The organism is Kluyvera georgiana (genome assembly GCF_050990895.1).
Taxonomy (GTDB): domain Bacteria; phylum Pseudomonadota; class Gammaproteobacteria; order Enterobacterales; family Enterobacteriaceae; genus Kluyvera; species Kluyvera georgiana.
In genome coordinates, this window is sequence record NZ_CP158865.1 from 2490962 (window position 1) to 2505832 (window position 14871).

Annotated in this window: 12 protein-coding genes; 5 read left to right on the forward strand and 7 right to left on the reverse strand. The window is 57.6% G+C overall.

Features of this window, described 5'->3' with window-relative positions; genetic code table 11:
- Positions 1-18 precede the first annotated feature (18 nt).
- The 5 genes from ABTW00_RS11785 to ABTW00_RS11805 form a co-directional block, all read right to left on the reverse strand.
- Positions 19-810: an MBL fold metallo-hydrolase gene (locus tag ABTW00_RS11785; protein WP_271446985.1), complete on the reverse strand. Its 792-nt coding sequence runs from the start codon at positions 808-810 to the stop codon at positions 19-21.
- Positions 811-868: 58 nt separating this feature from the next.
- Entirely contained in the window at positions 869-1714 is an 846-nt protein-coding gene (nhoA, locus tag ABTW00_RS11790; protein ID WP_433635784.1) for an N-hydroxyarylamine O-acetyltransferase, read from the reverse strand.
- A gap of 80 nt (positions 1715-1794) precedes the next feature.
- Positions 1795-3435, reverse strand: coding sequence for an ABC transporter permease (locus ABTW00_RS11795; RefSeq protein WP_433641023.1), 1641 nt, complete (start codon positions 3433-3435; stop codon positions 1795-1797).
- A 76-nt stretch (positions 3436-3511) separates the two neighbouring features.
- A complete protein-coding gene (locus ABTW00_RS11800) occupies positions 3512-4471 on the reverse strand; it encodes an ABC transporter substrate-binding protein (protein ID WP_433635785.1) in 960 nt (319 codons plus the stop codon).
- The gene (locus ABTW00_RS11805) at positions 4468-5172 is read right to left on the reverse strand and encodes an ABC transporter ATP-binding protein (RefSeq protein ID WP_167351057.1); all 705 of its coding nucleotides are present in this window, start codon (positions 5170-5172) and stop codon (positions 4468-4470) included. The genes ABTW00_RS11800 and ABTW00_RS11805 overlap by 4 nt, the downstream gene beginning before the upstream one ends.
- A gap of 211 nt (positions 5173-5383) precedes the next feature.
- Here ABTW00_RS11805 and ABTW00_RS11810 point away from each other — a divergent pair, with 211 nt between their 5' ends.
- The 4 genes from ABTW00_RS11810 (at position 5384) to ABTW00_RS11825 (ending at position 11199) form a co-directional block, all read left to right on the forward strand.
- Positions 5384-5968 carry a flavin reductase family protein gene (locus ABTW00_RS11810; protein WP_433635786.1) on the forward strand — a complete coding sequence of 195 codons (585 nt, stop codon included), beginning with the start codon at positions 5384-5386 and terminating at the stop codon, positions 5966-5968.
- Positions 5969-6220: 252 nt separating this feature from the next.
- Positions 6221-7303 carry a glycoside hydrolase family 88/105 protein gene (locus ABTW00_RS11815; RefSeq protein ID WP_433635787.1) on the forward strand — a complete coding sequence of 361 codons (1083 nt, stop codon included), beginning with the start codon at positions 6221-6223 and terminating at the stop codon, positions 7301-7303.
- 29 nt (positions 7304-7332) lie between these two features.
- Complete coding sequence (locus ABTW00_RS11820; protein WP_433635788.1) at positions 7333-9816, forward strand: hypothetical protein; 2484 nt, start codon at positions 7333-7335, stop codon at positions 9814-9816.
- Between the two features lie 36 nt (positions 9817-9852).
- On the forward strand, positions 9853-11199 hold the full coding sequence (locus ABTW00_RS11825; RefSeq protein WP_083965154.1) for an MFS transporter: 1347 nt from the start codon (positions 9853-9855) through the stop codon (positions 11197-11199).
- A 25-nt stretch (positions 11200-11224) separates the two neighbouring features.
- Here the strand turns inward: ABTW00_RS11825 and ABTW00_RS11830 are convergent, their stop codons facing one another.
- Together ABTW00_RS11830 and ABTW00_RS11835 are read right to left on the reverse strand one after the other, a co-directional pair.
- Entirely contained in the window at positions 11225-12265 is a 1041-nt protein-coding gene (locus tag ABTW00_RS11830; protein ID WP_064545545.1) for a LacI family DNA-binding transcriptional regulator, read from the reverse strand.
- Positions 12266-12268: 3 nt separating this feature from the next.
- Entirely contained in the window at positions 12269-13090 is an 822-nt protein-coding gene (locus ABTW00_RS11835) for a helix-turn-helix domain-containing protein (protein ID WP_433635789.1), read from the reverse strand.
- Between the two features lie 201 nt (positions 13091-13291).
- Here ABTW00_RS11835 and ABTW00_RS11840 point away from each other — a divergent pair, with 201 nt between their 5' ends.
- A complete protein-coding gene (locus ABTW00_RS11840) occupies positions 13292-14863 on the forward strand; it encodes a sugar hydrolase (protein WP_433635790.1) in 1572 nt (523 codons plus the stop codon).
- Positions 14864-14871: the final 8 nt, after the last annotated feature.

The window sequence follows — 14871 nt, forward strand, 5'->3', positions numbered from 1 at the left end:
ACAACGCAGGGAGTATCGCTATTCAAACACAAACGTATCACCGGTCGCCGGGGAGATAACCTCCGGCAGCCACAGCTTGCCCCACGCCCCGGTGCAGTGGCAGCCCATGACTTTATCGGGCTTCAGTTGATGCAGAAACTGCCTGACCTGCCAAAGCGTGCGCGGTGAAGCGCAGCGTAGATGAAAGCCGCCGATAATTGCATGAACCTTCTCGATTCCAGTAATCTGCTGGCAGTGCCGCACGATGTTGATAATCCCACGGTGCCCGCAGCCGGTAATAATCACCAGCCCGCGTTCAGAGAGATAAATCAGTACGCCCTCATCGATCACGAAATCCGTTCGATCGCCGGTCACCCCGTAGGCCTTCGGGCTATCGACGGCAATCTCACCTGACCAGATAAAACGCTCGCTAATCTGCAACGGCGTGCGGGTGTATTCCATACGATGACGCGTGTAATCAATCTCCCGCGACAGCTTTTTCAGCTTGTGACTGCGCCCCGCAACGTTCACCGCGGCAAAGCGCTCGTGCCCAATTGTCGGGTGGCAGATAATTCGACTGTTTTCGGGCAGCCAGGGAACGCCGCCGCAGTGATCGTAGTGACCGTGCGAAAGCACCGTCGCCGTGAGGTTATCAAGAGAAACGCCCATTAGAGCAGCATTGTGATAGAAACTGTCATCCGGGCCGGTATCAAACAGAATTGAGGTGGTCTTATCCTCCAGCAATAGGCTTAGACCGGCTCGGTTACGTAGCCGATCGTCAGCGCCGCTGGCGAGATGATTTTCCAGTAAAACACGAAGCGTTAATGTCATGATTATTCATCCCTGAGGGTTTACCCCGGCGTCGACTATCCCTCGGCCGGGCTACCTGTTACTTACCGGCTTCCGGATGGGTGTCGAACGCCGCCATCACCGCCGCCAGTTCGCTAACGCTAAAGCCATATTTCGCATCGGTGACGCCAAGTCCAAAGCGGGTTTGTAGCGCTTCATACAGCGCGGGCACGTCCGGGAAATCCACCTTCTCAACCACGTGGTTTTTATCCCAGTGGGTAAAGTGAAAGTTGGTTAACGTCATCTTGCCGCCGTCCGGCAGATGGCGGCACATCAGCAGGTGATGACGGAAATGCGACTGCGGCCAGTGCGCCGACCAGAAGTTGCCCATCACATAGTCAGAAGCGTACTGACGGCCCAAATCGAAGTGGTACATCGACTGCCAGTGGTCGTGATGGCTGTATTGCAGGATCCACTCCTGATTTTCATACAGCAAACGGTAATCACCGTGCGGGGTCGATTGCACAATATCCGCCAGCAGCTTGATCGGCGCGGTCAGCGTCTGGCCGCCAAAACCAACGTCGGCAATCCAGCGCTCGCCGTCGACCTCGACCAGCAGCAGGCGATGAGTACGCGGCGGCATCTGCGGCGGATGCGCCAGCACAACCCGCCCCAGCAGGCTACGCACGTGGAAGCCAATCTCCCGCAGGACGCGCTCAAACAGGCCATTCTGTTCAAAGCAGTAGCCGCCACGACGCGCGTGAACCAGCTTATCTTCCAGCGCCTGGTCATCAAGATGCATCTCTCGCGGCAGCAGAACATCGAGGTTCTCAAAGGGAATCGCGCTGTTGTGATGGAGATGTAAACTACGCAGCGTCTCAAGTGAGACATTCGGTGTGCCCGTCCAACCCAGACGAGCAAAATAGGCGTTTAAAAAAGGGGTCATCAATGGCTCCAGCATGAGGTTTCCGTTCTTTTATAGCCTATTTTGCGCCGCAGATTGACTGTTTTGTGCGATCGATTGAGCTAGCGTATATTGCGCTGCATCAACGCCAGCGCGCCGAGCATCAGCGCCAGACCGACGCACAGTGTCAGGCTTGCCATCGCCATCCCCTGCCCGACGGAACCCTGCTCAAACTGCCGCCAGATAAACACCGCCACGGTCTGGGTGCCAGCCGGCGCCAGCAACAACGACGTCACCAGCTCGCGCGAGGCGATGGCAAACACCATCAGCATCGCCGCCAGCAGCGCAGGGAACACCAGCGGCAGCACAATCAGGCGTAGCGCCTGCCATGGCGACGCGCCGTGCACCCGCGCCGCGGGTTCCAGGTTGCCACCCAGCTGACGCAGCGCGCTGCTGACGTAACGCACCGGCCACGGCAGCAGCAGACAGCAATAGGACAGCAGCAGCATAAACCACGTGTTATACGGTGAAACCGGCCAGAACGGCTGGTTCCACAGCAGGATCAGCCCTACGCCAACCACAACGCCTGGTAACGCGGCGGGCATCAACGACAGCGCGTCAATCAGCGCGCTACCTTTGATTTTTTGCACCAGTACCAGCCACGCCGCCACCAGCCCCAGCAGGCCGACGATCAGCGCAGAGGCCAGCGCCAGCGACAGACTGGTGCCCAGCGCCGACAGCGCATCGCCTTGCTGAGCAAACAGCGCGCTAAAATGTCTGAGCGTAAGGTTGCCCGTATTCACGCCGCCGGAGAGTGTTCCCATCAGACTGGTGAGTACCATCGACACGCCGGGCAGGACAACCGCCAGCCCGCCCACGCAGGCCATCAGCGCCAGTGCAGGCATGCGCATCCAGCCCAGCGCCGCCCCGCGGTTCTCTGCGGGTTTGCCGGTCACGCTGGTCACCTCGGTGCTGCCGGTTAACCGCTTTTGCAGCCACCAGGCCAGCAGCGCGACCACGACCAGCAGAATAGACAGCCAGGAAGCACCGGTTAAATCAATCGGCCAGTCGGCGAGCTTTTTCTCGATCCCGACGGTCAGCATCACCACACCCGCCCGCGAACCTAACGCCGCCGGTACGCCATACTCTTCAATCGCCAGGGTGAACGCCAGCAGCATTCCTGCCGCCAGCGCCGGTGAGAGCATCGGTAGCGTCACGTGCCAGAAGGCCTGCCAGCCGTTAGCCCCGTGCACGCGCGCCACGGTAGCCAGCCGCTGGCCGCTCGCCAACAGGCTGCGGGAAACGGCGAAATAAACCACCGGGAAGATATTGAGCGTCATCACCAACACGATGCCCAGCCGGCTGAATAACAGATCGTTAAGATCCCAGCCGGTCAGCTGTTGCAGGTAGCCGTTGTGCTGAAGCACCAGCATCCACGACAGCGCGGCAATGTACGGCGGCGTGAGAAACGGGATCAGAAACACGATATCCCACAGTCTGGGCAGCGGCAGGTTAAAGAGCCCACGCAGTACGCCGAGCGGCAGGCCGAGTATCACGCTCGCCAGCGCAACGCCGCAGGCAATCCACAGCGTACCGCCCAGCATCGGCATAAGCTGCGAATCGTCGAGTAACGCCATTAACCCGCTGAACGGCGCGCGTAGCGAACTTGCACTGAACTGCGGGAATATGGCCTGTAAAAGAATAAATAACAGCGGTAGCGCCACCAGCCCCACCAGAGCGGCGAGCGTGGCGCAGGCGATCATGTGTTTTTTCACCCGAAGATCCTTGAGGGAGAAGCCAATCCCCGGCGTCGGCTACGCCTCGGCCGGGCAACGAGCGTTATTGCCCGAACAGCGTGCTAAAGCGGGCCAGAACGGCGCTACGCTCGCTGCTGCCGTCGCTGGTGGTAGGCAGTACTTTCAGTTCGCCAAGCAGCGGACGTTTTGCCGCCACATCGCTGCGGGCGGGCATCAACCAGGTGTCGGCAACCATCGTCTGGCCTTCCGGCGACAGCACGTAGTCGACAAAGGCTTTAGCGTCATCGGCGTGCTGCGTGGTTTTGAGGATCATCATCGGGCGCGGCGCAATCACCGTGCCGCTGGCCGGGAAGATCACCTTCAGCGACTCTCCCTGCGCGATATTGCCGTAAGAGACATAGTCCACCGCGCCAAATACCGCCGCTTTCGCCCCCTGCATCACCGGCGTCACCGCCTGGGCATTGGGGCCACTCACCACCATACCGTTATTTTTCAACGCTTCGAACAGCGCCCAGGCTTTATCGCCCATGCCGTTTTGCAACCCGATCAGCAAATCCAGCGACGCGCCGGAAAGCGCCGGGTCGGGCGTGGTGACCTTATCTTTAAAGGCCGCGTCGGTGAGATCGCGCCACTCTTTGGGTTCCGGTGTGCCGCTTTTGCTATTCCAGACGATCCCCAGCGCGGAAATCCCCTGCGCCACGTAATCGGTCGATTTCAACGTGGGAGGAACTTTATCGGCATTACCGCTCTGGTAGGGCAACAGCCAGCCACGCTGATGCAGGTCTTCCGCCGTATCCCACGAAGCGGAGATCAGCACATCCGCCTGCGGATTGGCCTGCTCGGCTTCTAGCCGCGCCATCACTTTGCCGGTAGTGGCCTGAAAAATATTCACCTTCACCCCGGTTTTCTTTTCAAAACCGCTGGCCAGACTTTTCGCCAGCGCCCCCGGCCCGGCCGTATACACGGTCAGCGCATGGGCGCTGGACACCATAGAAGCAGATAACATCATCGCTAGCGCAACACCTTTTGGACTGGTTTTCATACAAGTTCCCCTGAAGTAGAAGCAGCGGTGCGGACGGCGGCAATGCTGCCCGCAGAAAGATGCACAATGCGGTCCGCCAGCAGTTCGGCCTCGCGGCGATCGTGGGTGACGTAAACAGCGGTAATCGCCAGCTGGCGCAACAGGCGGCTCATTTCCATACACAGCGACTCGCGCAGTTCGCTGTCGAGGTTAGAGAGCGGCTCGTCGAACAGCAGTACGCGGGGTTCGGCGACGATCGCCCGCGCCAGCGCCACCCGCTGCTGCTGGCCGCCGGACAGCCCGGAGGGTTTACGTTCACCGAAGCCGGAAAGCCCGACCATCGCCAATGCGTCGTTGACTCGCCGCTGCCGTTCGTCGCGGGGGACATGGCGCATACGCAGCGGAAAAGCGACGTTCTGCGCCGCCGTCATATGCGGCCACAGGGCGTAGTCCTGGAACACCATGCCAATGTCGCGCTGTTCAGGCGGCAAACCCCAGCCTGGCCTGGCGACGAGACGATCGCCGAAGTGAATATCGCCAGCTGCCGGAACGGTCAGCCCCGCCAGCAGCCGCAGCAGCGTGCTTTTACCGCAGCCGGACGGCCCCAGTAGCGCGACAATGCTGCCGGCATCGATATGCAGATTGATATGATTGAGCACGGTGGTGGCACCGAAAGCGAAGGAAACGCCGTCGAGCCGAATACTGGTCAGCGCGCGCATTATCGCCCTCCCCATTGGGAAAACGATGCTCTACCCGCGGTCAATGCCCGCCGGGCCGCGCTCACCTGCATGAACATCAGGGGAGCAAACATAATGTGTATCCTCTTTGGGACTTAGTGCGGGCGACTATAGGTAGCGAAGATGACGCATTGATTACGCTTTTATGGCAATTTAGTGTGTTAGCCAGCATCCGCCCTGTTTATGAGGAACCTCTATGAGCCGTTTTCGCCCCGTCGAACTTCACCACGCCAGCCGTTTGCTTAACCATGGCCCAACCATTCTGATAACCAGCTATGACGATGAAACGAAGCGCCGCAACGTGATGGCCGCGGCCTGGTCGATGCCGGTGGAATTCGAACCGCCGCGCATCGCCATCGTGGTGGATAAAAATGCCTGGTCGCGGGAAATTATTGAACGTAACGGTACCTTTGGCATCGTGGTGCCGGGCGTTGCCGCCGCCAACTGGACCTATGCGGTTGGCAGCATCAGCGGGCGCGAAGAGGATAAGTTCAATGCCTACGGCATTCCGGTGATTAACGGACCGGTGCTGGGATTGCCAGTGGTGGAAGAAAAATGCCTGGCATGGATGGAGTGCCGACTGCTGCCCGCCACCGCGGCGGCATCACACTATGACACCCTGTTTGGCGAAGTGGTTTCCGCTGCTGCCGATGAACGGGCGTTCGTCACCGGTCGTTGGCAGTTCGACGATGATAAGCGCAATACGCTACATCATCTTGGTGCAGGCACCTTTGTCGCCAGTGGTAAACAGATCCGCGTGCCGCTCATTGACGCGCAATAAGGTCTTTCTTGAAGACTGCGCAAAAAATTTGTGCAGTCTTCTTAGCAGGAATGAAACACCGTTCCAACAACTCTTTGTTTTATCAACAATTCCCTCCTCTATTTCGCGCAAAAAAACGTCTGCGTAGACCAATAAAATATCGGCAATGCTCACAGAATATGAACGCAAAATTTTTTCGTATTGCGCATATGAAATGCGTAGTGATTTAATCCTTATTGCCAAATCCTCTTTACACGTAGACTGAGAATAAAAATGGAAAAGCGTTCACTGAATAAAAATATTGATTTACTCCTGCGCGGCTTTACTGAATTAAAAGATAATGGGCGTTTTAATGAACCCAATCTTGACGGTAGCGCCGGAGATTATATTTCATTCTCCAGCTGGGAATGGCCGCAGGGCGTTGGGCTATTTGGACTGGTACGTTTATGGGAAAACACAAAGTCTGATGATCTATATCAAATTATCTACCAATGGTTTCAGGGAAATATCGAAAAAGGTCTGCCGAGCCTCAACGTAAATACCACCGCGCCGATGCTGCCTCTCTCGCTGTTCTGGTCCCATCACCGTCAGCCGCACTACCAGCAGGTGCTGGATAACTGGGCAAACCGCGTAATGACTGAACTCCCGCGGACGCCGGAACAAGGTTTCCAGCATGTGGTTTCCGACGGTATTAACGAAATGGAGATCTGGGACGACACGCTGTTTATGGTGGTGCTGTTCCTCGCACACTACGGTACGGTTTCCGGGCGTCAGGAGCTGGTTGATGAGGCGGTGCGTCAGTTCCTGCTGCATGCGCGCTATCTTAACGATCCGCAAACCGGTTTGTGGTACCACGGCTGGAGCTTTGTTGAGAATAGCAACTTTGCCAAAGCCCGCTGGGCGCGCGGCAACGCGTGGATTACCGTTGGCATCCTTGAACTGCTGGAGCTGGCCGACGTGGGCGCAGGCGTGCGCGAATACCTGATTGAATGCCTGAAGAAACAGGTGAATACCCTTATCGATCTGCAGGCGGATAACGGCGCCTGGCACACCCTGCTGGACCATCCAGATTCTTATATCGAAATTTCCGCGACCGCCGGTTTTGGCTACGGCTTATTAAAAGGTGCGCGCCTGGGAATTGGCGACGATCGCTGGTTAGAAGCGGGAATGAAAGCGCTGGCAATTGTTCAGGATAATATTGATGCCGAAGGAACCGTACATAATGTTTCTTATGGCACGCGAATGGGGCGAACCCTGCAATTTTATAAAGACATTCCATTACAACCAACCGGCTATGGGCAAGCGTTGGCAATATTATGCCTGAGTGAAGGTTTGCGCCTGGCGGATAACAAATAAAATACGACTCTTCTCTTTGGGAGAAAAAAATGGCTATTGAATATAGTAATTTTAATTTAACGGCGGGTAACGCCGTGCGCTACTGGCAGCTATCTGATATTACAAGTTTGCGCTATGACACGGTGGATTCGCCAATGGCTGGCGAAATGGATCCGTTTTTCTTTTTAAGCAAACATAAAAACTTTATTCCTCACACCTACCCGTGCCGCGATGATTTTCGCCAGCACTTTGCCGAGAAAAAGCCGCAGCCGTTCGCCAGCGCAAGCTATACGCGCTGGTGGTTCCCGTTTGCCTCTGACAGAGTCGACCTCTCGGGCTTTTGGTTCCGACCTACCCGCGTCGGCGCCTGGGCCAGAACGCAGCTCGACTGCCCACAGGCGGGTGAGTATCGTTTCCGTCTGGCGACCTGCGGCGGCGCATTGCTCAAGCTGAACGGCGAAGAAGTGCTCTGGATGGCAGATTATCAGCGCAACCTGGAAAATCAGCGCGAATTCACCCTTTCGCTGAAAGCGGGGAAAAATGAGCTGGAGCTGTGGTTCGATGACTTAGCCGAACGCGATATTCGCTTCTTCTTCCAGCTCGACTACCTTGCCGGCGAACCGCTGCAGGTCGCACTGGAAACCCCGCTGGTCGACGCACAGGTCAAAGAGATGGAGCAGCTGCTTGACGGCGTCTCCTTTGAGCATCCGGTGTATAACCGCGGCACCATTCGTCTGGTATTTCCTCAGCCGGCATCGACGGACTATGACCTGCACGTCAATGTGCTGGGCGATTTTATCTCTCTTGATGAACCGGTCGCGCTGGACAGCCGTCTGCCCGCCGGTGAGTCGCTGGTCGCCATTGCGGAAAGCGAAGACATCCCGGCGGACTTCCGTAATTTCCACATTACGCTGCAGCGCGAAGGCTTCAGGATGAGCCGCACCCTCGGCGTCGAAATCTGCCACGCCGACCGCCAGACGGCAATCCCGCAAACCCAGGAAGCGCGCATTGCGGAAGCGTTAAACGTGGTTGCTCAGGAAGGTGAATACAGCAGCGTCAAAGCGCTGGCGCGCCTGGCCTGCGGCCTTAACGATGCGCAAACTCAGCAGATGCTGGATGGCGTTCTGCCGTCGGTACTCGACTGCCATGATTGCGCTGACTTTACGCTGGTACCGCTGCTGTGGTGTCGCACCGTGTGGGGTGACAAGATCGATCCCGCGGTTCGCGGGCGCATCGATGATGCCATTCTGCGCTTCCGTTACTGGATGGACGAACCGGGCAACGATGTTCAGTGGTACTTCTCTGAGAACCACGCGCTGCTGTTCCACACCGCCGCGCTGCTGGCAGGCAACCTCTTCCCGGATGCCATTTTCACCCGTTCCGGGCGCAGCGGTCGCGAACAGGCGGCGGCGGGTAAAGCTCGCGTCATCAGCTGGCTGGATCATTTCGAGCAGTGCGAAATGGCCGAATGGAACTCCGCGCCTTATTTCCCTATCGATCTGAAAGGGCTCACCGCGCTGGCCGCCCTGTCTGGCGACGAACAAATAAGCCAACGCGCCATTGCGGCAATCGCGCGTTTGCTGGCACAGATTGCCCGTTCCGCTCACCAGGGATTCCTGACCGCGTCGCAGGGGCGTTCTTACGAACATACCCTTCGCGCCGGGCGCTCTCTGGAGCTGGCGGCGATATCACGTCTGCTCTGGGGTAAAGGCAACTACGGCTGTCGTTTCCATGCCCTACCGCAACTCGCCCTGCTGCTGCGCGATGGCCTGCTCACCCTACCGGCAGAACTGGCGGAGGTGGCCGCGTGGCAAAAAGAGAGCGCCATTGAGTGGTGCTTTGCTCAGGGGGCCAACCGGATTGCCAAGCTCTATCACTACAAAAACCGCCACGCGGCGATGGGCTCAATTGCCGGCTACCGCTGGGGAGAATGGGGTTATCAGGAGACGCCTTTCCATTTGCGTCTTGGCAACCAACCCGAAGCGCAGATCTGGATTAACCACCCCGGTGAAACCCTGCACGGCGGTTTCGGTCGCCCTTCTTACTGGGGTGGCTGCGGCACGCTGCCTCGCGTTCAGCAATATCGCGGGCTGGCCGTACTGACGTTCAATCTGCATGCCGATCAGCCGCCGTTTACGCATGCATGGCTGCCGCAAAGCCAGTTCGATGAAGTCGCTATCAACGGCCAGCGCGCTGCCGTACGTAGCGGCGACGGCATGGCGCTACTGGTGGGCAATCAGGCGTTCGAAACGGTGAATACGGGCCCAACCCGCGGCTGTGAAATTCGCCTTAACGGGCAACAAACCTGCTGGCTGGTTCGCATCAACGATCGGGTCGACAGCACTCTGGATACTTTCAGCGCGCGCTTTAACGACCTGACCATGACGCAACATAACGACGGCAGTATCGAAGTCAACGATCCCCTGTACGGCACGGTGCGCTTCCTGGCCGATGGACGGGTGAGCGCCGAAGACCGCACGCTTGACCCACAGCAGTGGACCGTTGCAGGCAGTAGCAGTGAACTTCCTCTGTAACCAACGCCCGGCAGAGACCGGGCAAGGAAAATAATAATGGATACGCAAATAGATAAACCGTCTGCGCCTGCCGGGCAGACCTCTGGTGACGTTAATCCGAATACGCTGCACAACCCCGCTCGCGAAGTGGCGAAACCGAAAAGCAACTATCGCTGGGTCGTGTGTTCCATGCTGGTATTTGCGACGACGGTTAACTACATGGACCGTCAAATTCTCGGCCTGCTGGCGCCGATGCTGCAAAAAGATATCGGCTGGACGCAGATGGAGTACAGCTGGCTGGTCAATGCGTTTACCGTCGCCTACGGCGTTGGCACGCTGGTGTGCGGGCGCATTATCGACAAACTGGGGACCAAAATCAGCTATGCGGTGGCCATGGTGGTCTGGAGCGCCGCGGCAATGGCGCACGCGGTCGTCGGTTCGGTTGCCGGTTTTGCGCTGGTGCGCGTGCTGCTGGGTCTCGGTGAATCGGCTAACTTTCCGGCCGCGATGAAGGTCATTGCCGAGTGGCATCCCAAGAAAGAACGTACGCTGGCCACCGGTATTCTCGGGGTTGCGGTCAATATCGGCGTGGTCATCTCGCCGGCGTTGATCCCGCTTATCGCGGTACATTACGGCTGGCACGGCGCATTCTTAATTCTCGGTGCCGTCGGCTTCCTGTGGCTGATTCCGTGGTTTATCGCCTTTGGTCCGGTGAGAGCGAAAGCCAGCGCCGAAGAACAGGCGTGGATTGCCCAGGATAAAGAAGAAGCCGTCAGCGTTTCCGCGATTAAGTGGACGCGTCTGCTGGGCTACCGTCAACTGTGGGCCGTCGCATTAGGCAAAATGTTGACCGACCCCATCTGGTGGTTCTTCCTGTTCTGGTTGCCAAAATGGCTCAACGAGTCGCGCGGTATCAACATGGAAGGTCTGGGTCTGCCGCTGATTGTCATTTATCTGTTCGCGATCGTCGGCAGTCTGGGCGCGGGCTGGTTACCCGGTAAGCTGATGAGCAAAGGCTTTAGCACCGCCCGCGCGCGTAAAATCACCATGCTGATTTGCGCCTGCCTGGTACTGCCGATTTTCGCCGCTACTCAGGTCGAAAATCTGTGGGCCGCCGTCGCGCTGGTTGGTTTAGCTGCGGCAGCACACCAGGGGTGGTCCGCCAATATTCTGACCTCGGTATCCGACCTGTTCCCAAGCGCCGCCGTTGGTTCCGTCGTCGGGATCGGCAGCACCTTCGGGATGATCGGCAGCGTTATCTTCTCTACGGTGATTGGCGCCGTGCTGGAAGCCTCCGGCAACTACTGGGCGCTGTTCGCCATCAGCTCTGTCGCTTACCTGCTGGCATGGGCGGTGATGTATCTGCTGTTAGTACCGAAAATGGAACGGGCCAAATTCGAGTAACCCGCTCCTCTCCGGCTGGCCCGTATCAGGCGATACGGGCCACCGATTGACGCTCCACGATGGCGCACGCCAGCTCAATACGTCGCGGTATTTCCACACTTCCTGCAATCATATCCTGCAACAGCTCCAGCGCCAGTGTGCCAATTTCCTGTACCGGCAAATGTACGGTGGTCAACGGCGGCGTGGCAAATTCCGCCTGCGGCAGGTTATTCATCCCGATCACCGAAATATCTTCCGGCACCCGCAGCCCTAAGGCCCGCACGCCATTGATCGCCCCGAGCGCCAGCGAGTCATTCGCACAGAGTATTGCCGTGCACTCACGCGGATTATCGCGAAAACGCGCGATCACCGCCTGCTCCGCCAGCTCTGGTAGCCAGTCGGTGACCGTCAGGATACGTGAATCGTCGCACAGCAGTTGACGGCAACGCATCGCGTCTCGCCAGCCGTCTTCACGCTGTTCAATCGTTCGGCGGCCCGGATGCGTCAAAAAAAGAATATCGCGATGGCCTCGATCCAGCAGGTATTCACAGGCCATACGCGTGGCCGAGCGGTTACACGGCAGCACGCTGGATAAGCGCATCAGCGGATCTTCGGTGTTCACCAGCACCGCCGGTTTTTTCAGGTTCACTACCGTGTTGAGAAAGCCGCTGTCATCCACCGTCAGCGCCAGCACGCCGCCTACATCCGGTTCTTCCAGCAGCGCTTGCAGTGCGCCGTTATCATTATCGTTGAGCGGATGAGTGGTGAGATCGACGCCCAGCACTTTCGCACGCTCTTTCAAGCCTTGCAGAACATACCAGCTGAACTGGTAGCGGTTATAATCGAGCATCGCCACCTGCGAAATGGCCAGAACAATGCGCGCGCCACCCAGCTCCTGAGCCGGGGTGTACCGCATCGCCCGCGCCACTTCCTGAATACGCGTACGCAGTTCGTGGCTGACCCCTTTTTCACCCGAGAGGGCTCGTGACACCGTACTGAGCGAGGTGCGACAACGGGTCGCGATATCCTCCAGCCGGACGCGGCGATATCCCGCATCGCGCTCGGCCTGATTGTCTGGTTTACTCATCTCTCATCCTTTCTGCCGCCGCTCTTCACTCGGCGTAATCCCAAAGACCTTTTTATACAGTGTGGTGAAATGATTGCTGTTAGCGAAGCCGCATAAATAAGCAATTTCGGTCACCGACATTTCCGTTTCACGTAATTTAACCCGTGCAGAAACCAACCGCAGCCGTTTTAAATAGTTATCCGGCGTTAATCCCGTCGCCTCTTTAATATGACGAAACGCGGTGCGGGTCGTTAAATGGAAGCGCTCGGCCAGCTGTTGCCAGTTATGGTCTTCAAAACAGTGTTCTTGTAGCCAGGTTAATAGCTTATGCAGCTTATATTTGGTCGAGCTGTATTCGGCCTGGGTTTGCGCATATTGCAGCGTGGTCACCAGTTGAAAAAAACGCGCTTCGCGTAACGCCCGATTTTCCGCTTCCCGCATCTCGGGCAGAAAGATCTGTGCAATCATATCCTTACAAGCCATACGGGTCTCCGGCGATAGCCAGCCGTAACAGCTCGCCTGCTGCGCTGAAAACTGCCCCAGCAGCGTGTCAATCTGCCGCAAATAATGGAACGGCACCTGCGGATTGATCAAAATATTAATCAGCTTAAGGGTTCCCAGCTCATCGTAAAAATGAAAATCGCCGGATTTGACGTAAAAAACGTCCCCTTGCTGAATATACAACGGGCGGCCATTAATAACGTGCAGACCGTGTCCCTGCTCCACAATCACCAGCTCATCAAATTCGTGGTTATGCTCGCAGTTATTATCCTCTGGGTCGCTGGCATACATTGCCAGCTTATCGCCGGTACTGGCGAAATAATATTCAGTAGTCAGTGTAATCATTGATGCTATCCAAACGGCTTAGCGCACCACGGCAAGATAAGCCATTTTCTTCCTGGCGACGATGGAGAATCGCGGATTTGTGATCGTCAGTCGCACTATCCCATCATCAGTGCCACTCTCCCACCAAATTTGGCATTAGCAGAGTGGTTGCCGTTCGTCACGCCGCCGTATCCTGCGGACAACTTATTCCGAGGATGTCGTATGTCACAAGCCATTCAGCGTAATGCCCAGCTTCCCATGGTCCGCCAGCCGCAGTTCTTGCACAAAGCGGACTCGCTCACCCCTGAGCTGCATCGTCAGCCGCGATCGCCGCTTGCCGTCATTAACGCCGTTGCCGATCCGCAGTCGCTGTTCGGCTGGCGTGCCGAGCCGCTCTGTACGCTGGAGGCGCTGTATCAGCGCGAATTCAGCGAAGGAGAAAGCGTAATTATCGATTTTGGCAGCCACTGCGTCGGCTATCTGCAGTTTGCCTGCCACAGCGCCGGGAGTCCGCCGGATGCCCCCGCCCATCTGCAACTCACCTTTGGTGAAACGCTCTGCGAGGTGTGTGAACCGTTTAGCGATTACCGCGGCTGGCTCAGCAGCAGTTGGCTGCAGCAGCAGGACTTATGGCTGGACGTGCTGCCCGCCGAGGTTGCGCTACCGCGTCGCTACTGCTGCCGCTACGTAAAAATCGAGGTCAAAGCCGTGTCGCGCAAATTCCGCCTGCGCTTCGACAGCCTGTTGCTCAACACCGTCACTTCGGCCCCCGAGCAGTGCCCGCCATGTGAAAGCGCCGACACCGAACTCCAGGCCATTGACCGGGTGTCGGTACTGACGCTGAAAAACTGTATGCAGGAAGTCTTTGAAGACGGCCCGAAGCGCGACCGCCGCCTGTGGTTGGGCGATCTTCGCCTGCAGGCTCTGGTCAATGATGTAACGTTCGCCCGTCACGATCTGGTGCGTCGTTGCCTGTATCTGTTCGCTGGCCACACGCGTGCCGACGGCATGGTTTCCGCCAATGTCTTCGTCAAACCACAGACGATCGCCGACGATACCTTCCTGTTCGACTACTCGCTCTTTTTTGTCGATGTTCTCTACAACTATCTGCAAAGCACCGAAGATCTGGCTACGGCGCGCGAATTGTGGCCGGTCGCCAGACGACAGCTTGAACTGGCCTTTACCCGCCTCGACGACGGTGGGATCGTGCGCGACAGCGACGACTGGTGGGTGTTTATCGACTGGCAGGAAAATTTAAGCAAACAGGCCTCGGCTCAGGGCGTACTGATCTACTGCCTGCAACGCGGCCTGTGGCTGGCAGAGCGGTTTGAACCGCAGCTTGTCGCCGCCTATCGCGCACAGCTTCAACGCCTGAAAACCGCGGCGCAAACGCAGCTTTGGGATGACGCGCAGGGCTATTTCGTCAGCGGCGAAGCGCGCCAGGTATCCTGGGCTTCGCAAATCTGGCTGGTACTGGCGGAAGTCGGCCACCCGGAACAGCGTCTGACGGTTATGCAGCGGCTGCTGAGCCATCCGCCCGCTATCGCCATGAATACCCCCTATCTCCGTCATCATTTTATCGCCGCGCTGCTGCAATGCGGGCTGCGCGAACAGGCGGTCAAGGAGATCAAAGCCTACTGGGGGGAAATGGTGCGCTATGGCGCGGACACCTTCTGGGAGGTGTTTGACCCGCAGCATCCTGAATTTTCTCCGTATGGTAGCAAGCTTATCAATAGCTACTGCCATGCATGGAGCTGTACCCCAGCCTGGTTTATCCGCCTGTACGGCCTGTAACAACTAAC